Raw genomic sequence first — 15619 nt, forward strand, 5'->3', positions numbered from 1 at the left:
GGTTCTAAGTCAATTGTTGGGGTAAAATACTAGGCTACCGCGCTTAAGCTTGGTGGCATTTGTATGTTTGGAAGGTCTTAGACCCTCCAAACATACAAATGTTCATTCTCTAGTTTTTATCCAACATGTATTCCAATTCCCTTAAATTGATGTGTTAATAATATCTTGGCACGAAAGCGCTCAAAACTTCTAAATCCAAATGCGTTTCGTTTGATTACTTTGGTGGAATTGTTAATCCCCTCAAGAAAACCATTTGAGTAATTGTACACAAAGCTGTTGAGTATCTCCGTCTGCCAATTCTTGAATGTCTTTATTACATCAGACATCTCTAAAATACCTTCGGTTTTAAATCTTATTAAAAGTTGTTCGAGTTCATATTTGACCTTCTTAATTTGTGTGCTTCCAATTTCTTTAGCCCTTGTAAACCATGCTCGAAAGGCTTCTTTCAGTTCATAGGCCTGCTTTAATTCTTCCGACATAGATAGATATCTCTCTAGAAGCCAACGTTCTTCATTATTTAACTTATCTTTTGCTTTATGAAAGACATGTTTCATTCTCTTACACTTCTTACGATCATACGCATGAAAGTTTTGTTGGACACGTCGCCTAACCTTATCTAATGCCCAATAAATATATCGACAAAAATGAAACCTGTCCGCTACAATAACTGGTTTACCCAGAGCTTCTTGTACAGCTGCTTTAAAGGATGGACTCATATCCATGATTACGATTTGTACTTGCGCTCCATGTTTTTGAAGGTACCGTTTAATCGTTTTTTTATACCGATTTGGAAGAATGTCAATTGGTTCTCTTGTGATTCCATTAGCTATAATTAATTGATATTTCCCTTCCTTGGTATCGCCTTTGTACTCATCAATAGCTATCACTTTTGGCAGCTCTGTGACCGGATGAATTGCTTCTTTGGCTATTTGATCGAAACGACGAACAACTGTTGTTGGGGATGTTCCATAAACTTCTGCCGTCTCTTTATATGTTTTTCCTTTTATTGCTTTGATTGCAATTGCCTGGTTCCATTCGATCGTACTACGCTGATAACACTCTACAAACGTGTTCATTTCAGAGAATCGCTTTCCGCAAGCACAAACATATCTTCTTCTTTTATAGAACAACAGCGTTTTTCGTTCAAACCACTTCAAATGTTTGATTTTTTGAATGCGATAATCATGAATTCGATTGGTTTGACTGCCACACTTTGGACAACAGTGCGGTTTACGCTCCATCTCTACATAAACATGAATATATTCTCCTACTTCTTCTACGTTTTTTACCAGCACATCTTTTAATCCTGGAATAGAAATGTTAAAATTCATATACACGCATCTCCATTTCTTTACTTGTTTCTCGACAATTCAAGTATAAAAGAATTGGATGTATGCGTGTATTTTTTTGCATACAAATTGTAGGACAACCCCAACAAATATTATAGAGCCTAAAAATACAGGCTAACCAAGTATTCAAATATGCTTTAAAAATGGAGATTATTGAAAGGAATCCATTAGAGCATGTCACCATACCAAGACAGCAAAATGAAATTATTAATGAGGATAATGAAACGGATGAGCGGAATTATTGGAAAAAGGATGAGATACGTAATTTCCTTTCAATAACGAAACATGAATTAGATTTTCGAGATCATGTACTTTTTCATCTGTTAATCTATACCGGTGCACGCAAGGGAGAAATTTTAGCCCTTACATGGGATGATATTGATTTCGAAGCTGGCTCCATACGGTTAAACAAAACGTTATTTCATCATGATGGTAAATTCATCTTCCAAACGTCCAAAACAAGGGAATCTAAGCGTTTAATTAGCTTGGATCCTCTAACCCTCTCTCTGCTTAATAAATGGCGTATAAAGCAAAATGAAGCTTATTTAGCCGGGAAAGGTTATTTGAATAATAACAAGGTGGTTTTTGACAGGGATGATGGCTCTCCGATGCGGTTAGCCTATCCAAACGAAAAGCTGGCCGCTTTAATCAAAAAACATAACCTACACAAAATTACAATACATGGTTTACGTCATACTCATGCTTCCCTTTTATTCGAAGCAGGAGCCAGTATAAAAGAGGTTCAGGAGCGGTTAGGCCACTCTGATATACAAATGACGATGAACATCTATACACACGTAACAGATACGCTAAAAGAGCAAACTGCACAAAAGTTTCAAAGATATATTGAGTTATGAGATGTGGTCAGATGTGGTCAAAAATATTTTCGTGGTCAAAGTGTGGTCAAAAGCACTTTTCAGACATAAAAAAAGACCCTCTCCATAAATATGGAAAGAGCCTTTGAAACGCCACAAATTAACGTTTTGAGAACTGAGGTGCACGACGAGCGCCTTTAAGACCGTATTTTTTACGTTCTTTCATACGAGCGTCACGAGTTAATAATCCTGCACGCTTTAATGTTGGACGGTATTCAGGATCCACTTGAAGTAAAGCACGAGCGATACCATGACGGATAGCGCCAGCTTGACCAGTATAACCTCCACCGTTAACATTTACTAAAATATTGTAGCTTCCAGTAGTTTCAGTAGCTACTAATGGTTGTTTAACAACTTCGCGTAAAGCTGCAAACGGGATATAACTTTCGATTTCACGACCATTGATGATGATTTGTCCGTCACCTGGAACTAAACGTACACGAGCAACAGAGCTTTTACGACGACCAGTACCGATATATTGAACCTGTGCCATTTGTTTTACCTCCCTTAATTAATTATCCACGAAGTTCGTAAACTTCTGGTTGTTGAGCTTGGTGCGGATGTTCGCTACCAGCATATACATGTAATTTTCTATACATTTGACGACCAAGAGAATTCTTTGGAAGCATACCTTTGATTGCAAGTTCTAACATTTGCTCTGGATAGTTAGTACGCATTTCTAAAGCTGTTCTTTGTTTTAATCCACCTGGGTGCATAGAGTGACGGTAGTAAATTTTGTCAGTTAATTTTTTACCAGTCAATTCGATTTTTGAAGCATTTAAAAGAATAACATGATCACCAGTATCCACATGAGGTGTGAAAGTTGGTTTATGTTTACCACGTAGAATTGATGCTACTTCACTAGCAAGACGACCTAAAGTTTTGCCTTCAGCATCAATCACGTACCATTTACGATCAACAGTGTTTGAATTAGCCATAAACGTTGTACGCATGAGTTTCCCTCCTGAAATGTTTAATTATAATTTTTTTAAATTACGAATGTTCTGTTCTTACGTCTATATGTTCACACAATTAAGTTCCGGGGCTTAATGTGGGATTAAAATACATACCATATTATGATATATCCTAGACTAGTATATGTCAAGGGAATGTTACACCAGGTTTAGTTGTTATGAGAAAAAAATTATCTTTCTATTTATTTTCACTTACTAAATAATGATTTTTACATATAAATAAGCTATTTTGGCATTCCAACTTCATAGAAATTATAATTGTGGCTGGACATATACGGCATTCATTCATACATTACTTTCCAAAGATACAATCCATTCGCAGAAGCGGTTTTCCCGGCCGCTTTTCTATCCTTTTTCTCAATAATCACAGGGATATCCTGTGGGGATTTCTTTCCTCTTCCAACATCTAGTAATGTTCCAACCATAATGCGCACCATATTATAAAGGAACCCATTCCCTCGGAAGGAAAATATTAGCATATTTTCTTCCTCTATTAACTTTACCCCAGTTACAGTTCTTACTTTTCTTTCTTTATCTGTCTTAGCAGAGCAGAAACTAGTAAAATCATATTCTCCAATAAAATAGGTAAGTGCCTCTCTCATTGCCTCTACATTTAGAGAATATGGATAATAATAGGCATAATGGCGTTTAAATGGATCTCTCCGCTCCCCTAATTGAATAAAGTAACGGTATTCTTTTGCTGTTACATTATATCTTGCATGAAAGGCTTCAGACACTCTCACAGCATCAGCAACTACTATATCATGGGGCAACAAGGTATTTAGTGCAATAGGCCATTTTTCTGCTGGAATATCAAGCGAGCTATCAAAATGAATGACTTGTCCCTTCGCATGAACACCAGCATCTGTCCTACCTGATGCCTGAATCTTTATCTCTAACCCTTTATGAAGCTTTCTTAAAGCCTTTTCGATTTCACCTTGCACCGTTCGATCCTTTGGTTGAATCTGAAAACCACTATAATTTGAACCATCATAGCTTATTGTACATTTGTATCGTTGCATCTTATTCTCCACTATGTTCTTAATAAAAACAGCAAAGCTGTTACTAGAATCAAAATAATAATCATGATTGTATCGATTGGATTCCATACTAATTGACGATACTTTGTTCTTCCTTCTCCACCTTGATAACCGCGTGCTTCCATCGCAATAGCGAGCTCCTCCGCCCGTTTAAAGGAGTTAACAAATAAAGGAATCAATAAAGGAATAATTGCTTGAATCCGGCTTTTAATAGAACCACTCGAAAATTCTACTCCTCTTGCCATCTGAGCCTTCATAATTTTCTCTGTTTCATCCATTAAAGTTGGAATGAATCGCAAAGAAATAGACATCATAAGTGCCAATTCATGAACTGGAAATTTCACTTTCTTTAACGGCCCTAACAGTGTTTCAATTGCATCTGTTAACTCAATTGGTGTAGTTGTTAACGTAAGCAAGGATGTCATAATAATAAGCAGGAAGAATCGAATCGAAATCAGAATTCCCATTCTCACTCCTTCTTCATAAATGGTAATCCATCCCCATTCAAACAATAGCTCTCCATTCTTCGTGAAAAATAAATGCAAGATAAACGTAAAGATAATTAGCCAAAAAATGGGTCTTAATCCTAAATAAATATACTTTATCGGTACATTAGATATAGCTACTAACGTACCTACATATATAATTAATAAAGAATAGCTCCAAATATTGTTAGCTAAAAACACAATGCAAATAAATAGAAAAACAAGCAGTAATTTTGAACGGGGGTCCATTCTATGCAATAGCGAATCAACGGGAATAAAACGGCCAATAATCATTTTTCCCATTAACTACTCCCTACTTTCTTTTTTAAATACACTGCCAGCTCTTCTGTGAAGTCTTCCATCTTTAAATGTACTTGTCCCATTTTTATTCCAAATTTTTCTTCTATTTTTTTTTGAAATCGAACCACCTCAGGCTCATTCAACCCAATAGTGGCCAAATCTTCTGCATCCCTAAATATCTCAAGCGGAGTTCCCTGGCGATGAACTTTCCCTTTATTCATAATAACAATTTGATCAGCATAATGTGCTGCATCTTCCATACTATGCGTAACTAAAATGGTCGTTAAATTTCGCTCCTTATGAAGCTTGTAAAACATATCCATTATTTCTCGTCTGCCTCTTGGATCTAAACCAGCTGTCGGCTCATCTAAAACAAGTACATCCGGCTCCATTGCTAAAACACCCGCAATGGCAATTCTTCTCATCTGACCACCAGATAAATCAAAAGGAGACTTTAGGAGGAACTCTTTTGATAATCCCACTTCTCCTAATGCCTTTTCTGCTCTTTTCTTTGCCTCCGACTCTGAAATCCCAAAATTAAGAGGACCAAAACAAATATCCTTTTCAACCGTTTCTTCAAACAGCTGCTGTTCTGGAAACTGAAAAACAATACCTACTTTTTGCCGTATACTCCGCAGGTTCTTGTGCTTTTGTCCACCTTCAATTTTACGGTCACCTATTACGACCGTTCCTTTAGTTGGTGTTATAAGAGCATTAAGATGCTGTAAAATAGTCGATTTGCCAGATCCAGTGTGGCCAATAATTGCTACATAGCTTCCTGATGGAATGTCAAAGTTTACATCCTCTATCGCTAAACGTTCAAACGGCGAATTTTCCTGGTAACGATACTCTACTTTTTGAAGTGAGATGTCCATATGCCTGTCACCAACTCTTCTTCTGTTAAATATACTTCTTCTAATGAAATCCCCTTGTTCATTAAACTTTCTCTTAATTTAATTGTAAAAGGGATGTCTAAACCAATATCTACAAGTTCCTTCTGAAGCTTAAAAATTTCTTTAGGACTTCCTTCTTTATACACTTTCCCCTTATTCATTACGATGATACGGTCTGCTTTAGCAGCCTCATCTAAATCATGGGTAATGGAGATAATCGTCATATTTTCCTTTTGTAAATCTCTCATGATTTCAAAAACTTCTTCTCTTCCTTGCGGATCAAGCATAGAGGTAGCCTCATCTAATATAATAATTTCAGGTTTCAATGCAATAATTCCTGCAATAGCGACTCTCTGCTTTTGTCCACCAGATAGATGATGTGGCTCTTGATCAAGAAAAGATAACATCTTAACTTTTTCTAAAGAACTTTCTACTCTTGTTACCATCTCATTCCTTGGAACTGCGTTATTTTCTAAACCAAAAGCCACATCATCCTTAACCGTTGTACCAACAAACTGGTTATCGGGATTCTGGAATACCATTCCAACCTTTTTTCTAATATCCCACACAGAATCTTCCGTTATCGGAATACTATCTATTATAATTGAACCTTCATTAGAGAATTGTAATCCATTTAATAACTTAGCTAGCGTAGACTTACCGGAACCATTATGCCCAACTATAGCAACCCATTCCCCCCTATTAACATGAAAAGAAACATGATCAAGGGCGTTCTCTAATTGCTCCTCATATTTAAAGGATACATCTTCTACCTTTACTAAAATCTTTTGGTCCATTACAACCCCACCATTTACTTACTAGATATTATCGATAATATAATATATAAAACCTTTATAATCAAAGTACAAATTGTTACATAAAATGAAACTTACATCAGTGGGCAGTTCCTACAGCCTCACTGATGATTAGTTGAAGCAATCGTACCTAAACGGACAGTAGATTTCCCACCTATCTTTCACGAAATTTCATAAGCAAGAGGTGATACTCTCACTAACCATAAACCATAGATAATAAAAAAATAAACTCGCCAATTGGGCGAGCTTTGAATTGGTTTAACATAAGATTATTTGTATAATCTTTGATATCCTATTTCTATGCTTGTTAAAATATATCTTATGGTATTCCACTTCTTAGCACCCTGCAGTCCTAATTAAAAATGAAAAAAGCCCGCACCTCATTCGAACGATGAATCGAAAGAAGAGGCGCACGAGCTAGACGAGTCATTAATAAAAATAAATGCTCATCGTAACACTCTATTTTGGCTTGATCAAAAAGCGAGAATTAAAGAAAAAGGGCACTTGAACAAGTTTCATAACATTATAAACTGTCCCGCACCCTAAGTTTCTTTTAAATCCTATTACACTAACTCGATAATTACCATTGGTGCTCCGTCTCCACGACGAGGTCCCATTTTCATGATACGAGTGTAACCACCTTGACGATCAGTATAACGAGCAGCAACATCACTGAACAATTTTTGTACAGCATCTTGTTTTGTTTCAGCGTTAGCTACCTCGTGACGTACATAAGCAGCTGCTTGGCGACGTGCATGTAGATCTCCACGTTTACCAAGTGTAATCATTTTTTCTACAACAGAACGAAGTTCTTTTGCACGAGCTTCAGTTGTTTCAATGCGCTCATTGATGATTAAGTCTGTAGTTAAGTCACGTAACATTGCTTTACGTTGTGCGCTTGTGCGTCCTAACTTTCTGTAACCCATGTGAGATTCCCTCCTTTTGTTAAAGTACAAGCTTTATAGACATAGTCAAGAGACTAATCAGTCATCTTTTCTTAAGCCTAATCCAAGCTCTTCTAATTTATGTTTTACTTCTTCTAGAGATTTTCTACCTAAGTTTCGAACTTTCATCATATCTTCTTCCGTCTTATTTGCTAATTCTTGTACGGTATTAATACCAGCACGCTTTAAGCAGTTATAAGAACGAACAGAAAGATCTAATTCTTCGATTGTCATCTCAAGAACTTTTTCTTTTTGATCTTCTTCTTTTTCTACCATAATCTCAGCATTTTGTGCTTCATCAGTTAAACCAACAAAGATATTTAAATGCTCAGTTAAAATCTTTGCACCAAGTGCAACAGCATCTTGAGGACCTGTACTACCGTCAGTCCAAACGTCAAAAGTTAACTTATCATAATTAGTCATTTGACCAACACGAGTATTCTCTACTTGATAAGAAACACGAGATACTGGTGTAAAGATAGAGTCAATAGGAATTACACCAATAGGCTGATCTTCACGCTTATTTTGCTCAGCTGGTGTGTACCCACGACCACGCTTTGCTGTTAAACGCATACGGAAGTTTCCGTTGCTGCCTAAAGTTGCGATATGAAGATCTGGATTTAAGATCTCTACATCACTATCATGTGTAATATCAGCTGCTGTGACTACCCCTGCACCTTGCATATCAATCTCTAAAGTTTTTTCATCATCAGAGTATATCTTCAATGCTAGTTTTTTGATATTTAATATGATAGCTGTAACATCTTCTACGACGCCTTCAATTGTTGAGAACTCATGAAGTACCCCATCAATTTGAATGGATGTGACAGCGGCACCTGGCAGTGAGGATAGTAGAATACGACGTAAGGAGTTACCCAAAGTAGTACCATATCCACGCTCAAGTGGCTCTACGACGAATTTACCATATTTGGCATCATCGTTGATCTCAACCGTTTCGATTTTTGGTTTTTCTATTTCGATCATCAAGATATACCCTCCTTCAAAACGTCGAAACCTCGGTATGGTTTACCGAAATTCCCCATGTTTACGTTCCCGCTTGTGCACAACAACTGGGTTAGTTAATAAATCTGTACGGGTTCTAAAAGTTTTAGTCATATCCCATTATAGACAAGGATACAAAATTTATACAGAAAAATTAAACTCGGCGACGTTTAGGTGGTCGACAACCGTTATGAGGAACTGGAGTTACATCTCTAATTGCTGTAACTTCAAGACCTGCAGCTTGAAGAGAGCGAATTGCTGCTTCACGACCTGCACCTGGTCCTTTAACTGTTACTTCTAAAGTTTTCATACCATGTTCAATAGATGCTTTCGCAGCAGTTTCTGCAGCCATTTGAGCAGCGAATGGAGTAGATTTACGAGAACCTCTGAATCCAAGTGCGCCTGCGCTTGACCAAGCAAGAGCATTTCCATGAACGTCTGTAATAGTTACGATAGTATTGTTGAAAGTAGAACGAATATGAGCTACACCAGCCTCAATATTCTTTTTAACACGACGTTTACGTGTATTAGTTTTACGTGCCATTATATTGTACCTCCTTTACCGATTATTTTTTCTTATTAGCTACAGTCTTACGAGGACCTTTGCGTGTACGAGCGTTGTTTTTCGTATTTTGTCCGCGAACTGGTAAGCCACGACGGTGACGAAGACCACGGTAACAACCAATTTCCATTAGACGCTTAATGTTTAGAGAAATCTCACGACGTAGATCTCCTTCAACTTTTAAGCGGTCGATAATATCACGAATTTTATTTAATTCATCTTCTGTTAAATCACGAACGCGTGTATCTTCAGAAACACCTGCTTCTGCTAATACTTGTTGTGCAGTATTTTTTCCAATACCGTAAATGTATGTTAAAGATATTACTACACGTTTTTCACGTGGAATATCCACACCAGCAATACGTGCCATCTATATGCGCACCTCCTTGTTATTAACCTTGTTTTTGTTTGTGTTTAGGGTTTTCACAGATAACCATAACTTTTCCACGTCTGCGGATAACTTTACATTTTTCGCAGATTGGTTTAACAGATGGTCTAACTTTCATTATCCTAACCTCCTTGATAGTACGGAGTGCAATCAGATTATTTAAAGCGGTAAGTAATTCTTCCGCGAGTTAAGTCATATGGAGATAACTCAACCGTTACTTTATCACCAGGTAAAATACGGATGAAATGCATGCGGATTTTACCAGAAACGTGAGCCAATACAGTATGACCATTTTCTAATTCTACCTTAAACATGGCGTTCGGCAAAGTTTCAGTGATTGTGCCTTCAATTTCGATTACATCGTCTTTAGCCATCGAATATCTCTCCTTTCCATAAAAAATACGAGATCCATCTTAACTAATATAGCAAAGTGTAGCTCTTCTTGTCACACGATCGTGCACATTAAACTACTCTGAACTGCTCCTATAATATAATAAAACTGCATTAAACTGCAACTAATTGATTATATCATAAGAATAGGTACTTCGTCCGCTATTAATTATAAAAAAATATATTTATAGGGAAGAAATAATAATAAGTTTAATGCTACCAACTAAACTTAGCTTTGGTAGATCATTCATTAATAGAAAAGAAATGATCTTTCCTTTGATTTACGAACATTCTATCAACAGCTTGTGTCTTATCGTATAGAAGTAAGCATGCAACGTATAGACAATTCCAAGAAAAATAAATCACCTTCAAAAGTCTAGCCTTAAATCTTCCACTACATACTTGTTTTCACTTGAAAAGCCACATAGATTTCGTATTTAAAGGATTTCGTAGAGCGTTCGACAACTTGCACACCTGGTCTAATACCAATCGTCATAATAGAAAGAATAATAGTTACATTACCTTCTTCACTACTAGATAAAAAAGCAATTTAAGCGGAGTTACCATGAAATCCAAAATACTCTGCACCAATTATCTAAATTGATTAATCTTTTAACGAAGATAAACATGTCAAAATAACACGGTTATGCTTTTTTTGTTACAGATATAACCATGAAAATTATTATACCTTTTGAAAAAAGGAAATGCATCATGTTTAGGAATAAACTCCTCAGCCATTTCATCCCAATTCTTCTATTTATTATCTCTGATTCATTTCCATGCTAGATAACAGATTAGTCAAAGCAAAAGTCACTTTTATTTTAAAGTACTTAGTAGTGCATCAAGATCTACGAAAACTTTATTAATATCTTGTTGACCATTAATGTTACGAAGATAGCCTTTTGACTCATAGAAATCAAGTAATGGTTTAGATTGCTTAATATTAACTTCTAAGCGATTTTTAACAGTTGCTTCATTATCATCAGCACGTTGGTATAATTCGCCGCCACAACGATCACAAGTATCTGGCTTAGATGGCGGATTAAATACTAAATGATAGGTTGCACCACAGCTTTTACAAATGCGGCGTCCTGTTAAACGCTCCATTAAGATCTCTTTATCCACTTGAACATTGATACAAAAGTCTAATTTCTTATTTAAATCAGACAAAATATTTTCTAAAGCTTCTGCTTGAGGAACAGTACGAGGAAAACCATCTAAAAGAAAGCCTTTTTCACAGTCATCCTTGCTAAGTCTTTCGCGAACAATACCGATTGTAACTTCATCAGGTACAAGTTCACCTTTATCCATAAAAGATTTTGCCTTAAGTCCAAGTTCTGTTTCGTCTTTCATAGCCGCACGGAACATGTCGCCAGTTGAGATATGAGGGATGTCATATTTCTCGACAATCTTCTCAGCTTGAGTACCTTTACCTGCGCCAGGGAGCCCCATTAAGACTAAATTCATGCGTATTCCCCCTCAAGTTCTCTTACATAAAATTCAAGGGACAAACGTCCCCTAAATTATACTATTTAATAAAACCTTTATAGTGTCGTTTAACTAGTTGAGATTCTAATTGCTTCATTGTCTCCAATGCAACCCCAACCACAATTATAATACTTGTTCCACCGATCTGTGCAGATTGTGGAAGTCCTGCAATATTAATAAAAAATACAGGTAGTATAGCAATAATGGCTAAGAATAGAGCTCCAACTAATGTTAAACGAGATAGAACACGTGACAAATATTCTTGCGTACTTTTACCAGGACGAATACCTGGGATATATCCACCTTGTTTCTTCAGGTTTTCAGAAACTTGTTCTGGGTTCACCTGAATGAAAGCATAGAAATAAGTAAACGCAATAATTAACACTGTATATATAATCATTCCTATTGGATGAGTATAATCAAATACTCTTTGTATCCAGGAAGTAACGTCATTTTGCGGTAAGAACGATGCAATTGTTCTTGGAGTTACCAAGAAGGAAACTGCAAAGATAACTGGAATAACACCAGCAGAGTTTACTTTCAACGGTAAATGTGTTGATTGTCCGCCTGCGCTGCTATTACCATTTACCATTCTTTTTGCATATTGAATCGGTATCTTTCTAAGAGCTTGCTGGATAAAAATTACCCCAACTACAATTGCAACGACAGCTATAATAATTAAAGCTAGCTTTACAATATTGAGAAATAATTGATCACCTGGATTGTCAAACTGCTGTGCATAGATTTGATTAGCCATTGAAGGAATTCCTGCAGCAATACCAGCAAAAATGATAATAGATATACCATTTCCAACACCTTTAGAAGTAATTAGTTCACCTAACCACATTAAAAAGGCAGTTCCTGCTGTTAATACAATAGAAATAACTAGATAGGATGCAAATCCAGGTTTTGTAATCAGTGCACCACCTGCAAGATTATTAAAACCATATGACATACCAAAGCCTTGGATAAGAGCTAGAACGATTGTAAAGTAACGCGTAAATTGTGTCAGCTTTCTACGCCCAGCCTCACCCTGCTTTGACCATTCCGTAAATTTTGGAACAACATCCATTTGTAATAAGCTTACAATAATGGATGCTGTAATATATGGCATGATCCCCATTGCAAGAATAGAAAAGTTTTTAAGTGCCCCACCACCGAAAGTATTTAAAATTCCGAAGGCACTGAAAGCATCTTGTGCTTTTAAGAAGTCTGCATTTACATAAGGTACAGGAATAAAAGTACCTAAACGAAATATAATCAACATTAATAGGGTGAATATGATTTTTCGTCTTATTTCACCCACGCGCATAAAATTGGAGATTGTCTTAAACATCAGATCACCTCTGTTTGACCGCCGGCAGCTTCAATAGCTTCCTTAGCAGCAGAGGAGAATTTGTGAGCTTTAACAGTAAGCTTTTTCTCTACGTTGCCTTTTGCAAGAATTTTAATTCCTGCTCTCTCGTTACTAACAACTCCTGTTTCGATAAGAAGTTCTGGAGTTACTTCAGTTCCATCTTCAAAACGATTTAGAGTATCTAAATTAACAATAGCGTATTCTTTACGGTTGATATTAGTAAAACCACGTTTTGGTAAACGACGGAATAAAGGAGTTTGACCACCTTCGAATCCTGGTCTTACACCCCCACCTGAACGTGCATTTTGACCTTTATGACCTTTACCAGCAGTTTTACCATTACCTGAACCGATACCGCGCCCTTTGCGTTTGCGTTCTTGACGAGAACCTTCTGCAGGTTTTAATTCATGAAGTTTCATTTTGGCACCTCCTTATTTGAAGAAGAATGATTTTTAATTTTCTGATACAGTTACAAGATGTGATACTTTATTGATCATACCGCGAATAGCAGCATTATCTTGTTGAACAACTGTTTGATTTACTTTACGTAATCCTAAAGCTTTAACTGTTTCGCGTTGGTCTTGCGGACGACCAATTACGCTTTTAGTGAGGGTAATTTCCAGTTTGTTTGCCATCTAATTTCCCTCCTTATCCTAACAGTTCTTCTACTGATTTTCCACGTAACTTTGCTACGTCTTCAGCACGTTTTAATTGTTTTAAACCGTCTAAAGTAGCACGAACCATGTTAATTGGTGTGTTTGTACCTAATGACTTAGATAAGATATCAGCTACACCAGCTAGTTCAAGCACAGCACGTACTGGACCACCAGCGATAACCCCAGTACCTTCTGAAGCAGGCTTTAATAGGATTTCACCAGCTCCGAAATGTCCGATAATTTCGTGTGGAATTGTTGTACCAACCATTGGTACTTCAATAAGATTTTTCTTCGCATCTTCAACCGCTTTGCGAATAGCATCTGGTACTTCTTGAGCTTTACCAGTACCAAAACCAACGTTACCATTTTTGTCCCCAACTACTACTAGAGCAGAGAAACGAAAACGACGTCCACCTTTAACAACTTTCGCTACACGGTTAACTGTAACTACGCGTTCTTCAAGTTCAAGTTTGTTTGGATCAATACGACGCATCTTTTTATGTCCCTCCTTTGTCTATTAAAATTCTAGGCCGTTCTCACGAGCAGCATCAGCTAAAGCTTTAACGCGACCATGATATAAATATCCTCCGCGGTCAAATACTACTGATTTAATTCCTTTTTCTACTGCACGTTTCGCTACTAATTCACCGATCTTAACTGCAGCTTCTAAATTACCAGTAGATTCAAGGTTAAGCTCTTTATCTAATGAAGATGCACTTGCGATTGTTACACCTTTAACATCATCAATTAGTTGAGCGTAAATGTGTTTGTTTGAACGGAACACATTTAAACGAGGACGAGCTTCAGTTCCGCTAAGTTTAGAACGCACACGTGCGTGTCTTTTTCTACGGACTTGATTTTTATCAGCCTTCGTAATCATTTAGGTCACTCCTTTCGTTTACCTATGCGGCATTACTTACCAGTTTTACCTTCTTTTCTACGTACATATTCGCCTTCATAACGGATACCTTTACCTTTATAAGGTTCTGGTGGGCGAACATCACGGATGTTAGCAGCAAGTGCTCCAACACGCTCTTTACTAGTTCCTTTTACAACTACTTTCGTAGCAGATGGTACTTCGATTTCAATACCAGCTTCTGGTTCGATTTCTACTGGATGAGAGTAACCTACGTTCAACACAAGTTTGCTTCCTTGTTTTTGAGCACGGTACCCGACACCGATTAATTCAAGACCTCTTTCAAAGCCTTTTGAAACACCCTCAACCATGTTTGATAACAATGCGCGAGTTGTTCCATGTAATGCACGATGTTCCTTCACATCTGAAGGACGAGTTACATTAATCACGTTTTCTTCTAAGTTGATCGCAATATCAGAATTAAAAGTACGAGTTAATTCACCTTTAGGACCTTTCACCGTTACAGTACTTTTATCAATAGTAACTGTAACGCCTGCTGGTACTTCGATTGGTTTTTTACCTACACGAGACATTTAGTTGCACCTCCATTCATTAAACCTATTATTACCAAACGTATGCTAATACTTCTCCGCCAACTTGTTTCGCACGAGCTTCTTTATCAGTAAGTACTCCTTGAGAAGTAGAAACTAATGCAATTCCAAGACCGTTTAATACACGAGGTACTTCTGTTGCTTTCGCATAAACACGAAGACCAGGTTTACTAATTCTTTTAAGTCCAGTTATTACACGCTCGTTGCTTGAACCGTATTTTAAGAAAATGCGGATAATACCTTGTTTGTTGTCTTCGATATATTCTACATCACGTACAAAACCTTCACGCTTTAAAATTTCGGCGATCTCTTTTTTGATGTTAGAAGCAGGAACTTCTAATTTTTCGTGACGAACCATATTCGCATTACGGATTCTTGTAAGCAAATCTGCAATTGGATCTGTCATAACCATTTGTATTTACCTCCTTCCCAATATCGGGTTTTACCAGCTAGCTTTTTTCACACCAGGAATTTGTCCCTTATACGCTAATTCGCGGAAACAAATACGGCAAAGCTTAAATTTACGGTACACAGAATGTGGACGACCACAACGTTCGCAACGTGTGTATTCTTGTACTTTATATTTAGGCGTGCGTTTTTGTTTCGCAATCATTGACTTCTTAGCCACATCTTC

At 37.0% G+C, this 15619-nt stretch carries 23 protein-coding genes; 1 reads left to right on the plus strand and 22 read right to left on the minus strand.

Annotation, left to right across the window (positions count from 1 at the left end):
• Positions 1-116: 116 nt before the first annotated feature.
• On the minus strand, positions 117-1337 hold the full coding sequence (locus tag ADJ83_RS12815) for an ISL3 family transposase (protein ID WP_081836520.1): 1221 nt from the start codon (positions 1335-1337) through the stop codon (positions 117-119).
• A 155-nt stretch (positions 1338-1492) separates the two neighbouring features.
• Between ADJ83_RS12815 and ADJ83_RS12820 the strand changes: the two genes are divergently transcribed.
• The gene (locus ADJ83_RS12820; protein ID WP_053094371.1) at positions 1493-2206 is read left to right on the plus strand and encodes a site-specific integrase; all 714 of its coding nucleotides are present in this window, start codon (positions 1493-1495) and stop codon (positions 2204-2206) included.
• A 118-nt stretch (positions 2207-2324) separates the two neighbouring features.
• Here the strand turns inward: ADJ83_RS12820 and rpsI are convergent, their stop codons facing one another.
• The 21 genes from rpsI to rpsN form a co-directional block, all read right to left on the minus strand.
• Positions 2325-2717 (minus strand): 30S ribosomal protein S9, encoded by a 393-nt coding sequence (rpsI, locus tag ADJ83_RS12825; RefSeq protein WP_016204588.1) that lies wholly within the window; start codon positions 2715-2717, stop codon positions 2325-2327.
• 22 nt (positions 2718-2739) lie between these two features.
• The gene (rplM, locus tag ADJ83_RS12830; protein WP_016204587.1) at positions 2740-3177 is read right to left on the minus strand and encodes a 50S ribosomal protein L13; all 438 of its coding nucleotides are present in this window, start codon (positions 3175-3177) and stop codon (positions 2740-2742) included.
• A 302-nt stretch (positions 3178-3479) separates the two neighbouring features.
• Positions 3480-4220 (minus strand): tRNA pseudouridine(38-40) synthase TruA, encoded by a 741-nt coding sequence (truA, locus tag ADJ83_RS12835; protein ID WP_048717882.1) that lies wholly within the window; start codon positions 4218-4220, stop codon positions 3480-3482.
• Between the two features lie 11 nt (positions 4221-4231).
• Positions 4232-5026: an energy-coupling factor transporter transmembrane component T family protein gene (locus ADJ83_RS12840; protein ID WP_048717883.1), complete on the minus strand. Its 795-nt coding sequence runs from the start codon at positions 5024-5026 to the stop codon at positions 4232-4234.
• Positions 5026-5898 (minus strand): energy-coupling factor ABC transporter ATP-binding protein, encoded by an 873-nt coding sequence (locus tag ADJ83_RS12845; RefSeq protein ID WP_031540204.1) that lies wholly within the window; start codon positions 5896-5898, stop codon positions 5026-5028. Before ADJ83_RS12845 ends, ADJ83_RS12840 begins: the two co-directional genes overlap by 1 nt.
• Positions 5874-6713 carry an energy-coupling factor ABC transporter ATP-binding protein gene (locus tag ADJ83_RS12850; RefSeq protein WP_048717885.1) on the minus strand — a complete coding sequence of 280 codons (840 nt, stop codon included), beginning with the start codon at positions 6711-6713 and terminating at the stop codon, positions 5874-5876. Before ADJ83_RS12850 ends, ADJ83_RS12845 begins: the two co-directional genes overlap by 25 nt.
• A 581-nt stretch (positions 6714-7294) precedes the next feature.
• Positions 7295-7657: a 50S ribosomal protein L17 gene (rplQ, locus tag ADJ83_RS12855; RefSeq protein ID WP_048717887.1), complete on the minus strand. Its 363-nt coding sequence runs from the start codon at positions 7655-7657 to the stop codon at positions 7295-7297.
• 57 nt (positions 7658-7714) lie between these two features.
• On the minus strand, positions 7715-8659 hold the full coding sequence (locus tag ADJ83_RS12860) for a DNA-directed RNA polymerase subunit alpha (protein ID WP_048717889.1): 945 nt from the start codon (positions 8657-8659) through the stop codon (positions 7715-7717).
• 172 nt (positions 8660-8831) lie between these two features.
• Positions 8832-9221: a 30S ribosomal protein S11 gene (rpsK, locus tag ADJ83_RS12865; protein WP_048717891.1), complete on the minus strand. Its 390-nt coding sequence runs from the start codon at positions 9219-9221 to the stop codon at positions 8832-8834.
• A gap of 22 nt (positions 9222-9243) precedes the next feature.
• Complete coding sequence (gene rpsM, locus ADJ83_RS12870) at positions 9244-9609, minus strand: 30S ribosomal protein S13 (protein ID WP_031537915.1); 366 nt, start codon at positions 9607-9609, stop codon at positions 9244-9246.
• 22 nt (positions 9610-9631) lie between these two features.
• Positions 9632-9745, minus strand: coding sequence for a 50S ribosomal protein L36 (gene rpmJ / locus ADJ83_RS12875; protein ID WP_000868344.1), 114 nt, complete (start codon positions 9743-9745; stop codon positions 9632-9634).
• A gap of 37 nt (positions 9746-9782) precedes the next feature.
• Positions 9783-10001: a translation initiation factor IF-1 gene (gene infA, locus ADJ83_RS12880; RefSeq protein ID WP_016204578.1), complete on the minus strand. Its 219-nt coding sequence runs from the start codon at positions 9999-10001 to the stop codon at positions 9783-9785.
• 832 nt (positions 10002-10833) lie between these two features.
• Positions 10834-11484: an adenylate kinase gene (locus ADJ83_RS12885; protein WP_031537914.1), complete on the minus strand. Its 651-nt coding sequence runs from the start codon at positions 11482-11484 to the stop codon at positions 10834-10836.
• A gap of 61 nt (positions 11485-11545) precedes the next feature.
• Entirely contained in the window at positions 11546-12841 is a 1296-nt protein-coding gene (gene secY, locus ADJ83_RS12890) for a preprotein translocase subunit SecY (protein ID WP_031537913.1), read from the minus strand.
• Positions 12841-13281, minus strand: a complete 441-nt coding sequence (gene rplO, locus ADJ83_RS12895; protein WP_031537912.1) for a 50S ribosomal protein L15 — start codon at positions 13279-13281, stop codon at positions 12841-12843. The genes secY and rplO overlap by 1 nt, the downstream gene beginning before the upstream one ends.
• 33 nt (positions 13282-13314) lie before the next feature.
• Complete coding sequence (gene rpmD, locus ADJ83_RS12900) at positions 13315-13497, minus strand: 50S ribosomal protein L30 (RefSeq protein WP_031537910.1); 183 nt, start codon at positions 13495-13497, stop codon at positions 13315-13317.
• A gap of 13 nt (positions 13498-13510) precedes the next feature.
• Positions 13511-14011 (minus strand): 30S ribosomal protein S5, encoded by a 501-nt coding sequence (gene rpsE, locus ADJ83_RS12905; RefSeq protein WP_016204573.1) that lies wholly within the window; start codon positions 14009-14011, stop codon positions 13511-13513.
• 24 nt (positions 14012-14035) lie between these two features.
• Positions 14036-14398 (minus strand): 50S ribosomal protein L18, encoded by a 363-nt coding sequence (gene rplR, locus ADJ83_RS12910; protein WP_031537909.1) that lies wholly within the window; start codon positions 14396-14398, stop codon positions 14036-14038.
• Positions 14399-14430: 32 nt separating this feature from the next.
• Complete coding sequence (rplF, locus tag ADJ83_RS12915) at positions 14431-14967, minus strand: 50S ribosomal protein L6 (protein ID WP_031537908.1); 537 nt, start codon at positions 14965-14967, stop codon at positions 14431-14433.
• Positions 14968-14998: 31 nt separating this feature from the next.
• Complete coding sequence (gene rpsH / locus ADJ83_RS12920) at positions 14999-15397, minus strand: 30S ribosomal protein S8 (protein WP_016204570.1); 399 nt, start codon at positions 15395-15397, stop codon at positions 14999-15001.
• Between the two features lie 30 nt (positions 15398-15427).
• Positions 15428-15613, minus strand: coding sequence for a 30S ribosomal protein S14 (gene rpsN / locus ADJ83_RS12925; RefSeq protein WP_009499044.1), 186 nt, complete (start codon positions 15611-15613; stop codon positions 15428-15430).
• Positions 15614-15619: the final 6 nt, after the last annotated feature.

It is taken from the genome of Bacillus sp. 522_BSPC (assembly GCF_001076885.1).
GTDB classification, from domain to species: domain Bacteria; phylum Bacillota; class Bacilli; order Bacillales; family Cytobacillaceae; genus Niallia; species Niallia hominis.

What these genes read in the sequence shown, in the direction of transcription:
- ADJ83_RS12820 (WP_053094371.1), top strand. Translation starts at nt 1,493, where the DNA reads ATGGAGATTATTGAAAGGAATCCATTAGAGCATGTCACCATACCAAGA.
- rpsI (WP_016204588.1), bottom strand. Translation starts at nt 2,717, where the DNA reads ATGGCACAGGTTCAATATATCGGTACTGGTCGTCGTAAAAGCTCTGTT.
- rplM (WP_016204587.1), bottom strand. Translation starts at nt 3,177, where the DNA reads ATGCGTACAACGTTTATGGCTAATTCAAACACTGTTGATCGTAAATGG.
- truA (WP_048717882.1), bottom strand. Translation starts at nt 4,220, where the DNA reads ATGCAACGATACAAATGTACAATAAGCTATGATGGTTCAAATTATAGT.
- ADJ83_RS12840 (WP_048717883.1), bottom strand. Translation starts at nt 5,026, where the DNA reads ATGGGAAAAATGATTATTGGCCGTTTTATTCCCGTTGATTCGCTATTG.
- ADJ83_RS12845 (WP_031540204.1), bottom strand. Translation starts at nt 5,898, where the DNA reads ATGGACATCTCACTTCAAAAAGTAGAGTATCGTTACCAGGAAAATTCG.
- ADJ83_RS12850 (WP_048717885.1), bottom strand. Translation starts at nt 6,713, where the DNA reads ATGGACCAAAAGATTTTAGTAAAGGTAGAAGATGTATCCTTTAAATAT.
- rplQ (WP_048717887.1), bottom strand. Translation starts at nt 7,657, where the DNA reads ATGGGTTACAGAAAGTTAGGACGCACAAGCGCACAACGTAAAGCAATG.
- ADJ83_RS12860 (WP_048717889.1), bottom strand. Translation starts at nt 8,659, where the DNA reads ATGATCGAAATAGAAAAACCAAAAATCGAAACGGTTGAGATCAACGAT.
- rpsK (WP_048717891.1), bottom strand. Translation starts at nt 9,221, where the DNA reads ATGGCACGTAAAACTAATACACGTAAACGTCGTGTTAAAAAGAATATT.
- rpsM (WP_031537915.1), bottom strand. Translation starts at nt 9,609, where the DNA reads ATGGCACGTATTGCTGGTGTGGATATTCCACGTGAAAAACGTGTAGTA.
- rpmJ (WP_000868344.1), bottom strand. Translation starts at nt 9,745, where the DNA reads ATGAAAGTTAGACCATCTGTTAAACCAATCTGCGAAAAATGTAAAGTT.
- infA (WP_016204578.1), bottom strand. Translation starts at nt 10,001, where the DNA reads ATGGCTAAAGACGATGTAATCGAAATTGAAGGCACAATCACTGAAACT.
- ADJ83_RS12885 (WP_031537914.1), bottom strand. Translation starts at nt 11,484, where the DNA reads ATGAATTTAGTCTTAATGGGGCTCCCTGGCGCAGGTAAAGGTACTCAA.
- secY (WP_031537913.1), bottom strand. Translation starts at nt 12,841, where the DNA reads ATGTTTAAGACAATCTCCAATTTTATGCGCGTGGGTGAAATAAGACGA.
- rplO (WP_031537912.1), bottom strand. Translation starts at nt 13,281, where the DNA reads ATGAAACTTCATGAATTAAAACCTGCAGAAGGTTCTCGTCAAGAACGC.
- rpmD (WP_031537910.1), bottom strand. Translation starts at nt 13,497, where the DNA reads ATGGCAAACAAACTGGAAATTACCCTCACTAAAAGCGTAATTGGTCGT.
- rpsE (WP_016204573.1), bottom strand. Translation starts at nt 14,011, where the DNA reads ATGCGTCGTATTGATCCAAACAAACTTGAACTTGAAGAACGCGTAGTT.
- rplR (WP_031537909.1), bottom strand. Translation starts at nt 14,398, where the DNA reads ATGATTACGAAGGCTGATAAAAATCAAGTCCGTAGAAAAAGACACGCA.
- rplF (WP_031537908.1), bottom strand. Translation starts at nt 14,967, where the DNA reads ATGTCTCGTGTAGGTAAAAAACCAATCGAAGTACCAGCAGGCGTTACA.
- rpsH (WP_016204570.1), bottom strand. Translation starts at nt 15,397, where the DNA reads ATGGTTATGACAGATCCAATTGCAGATTTGCTTACAAGAATCCGTAAT.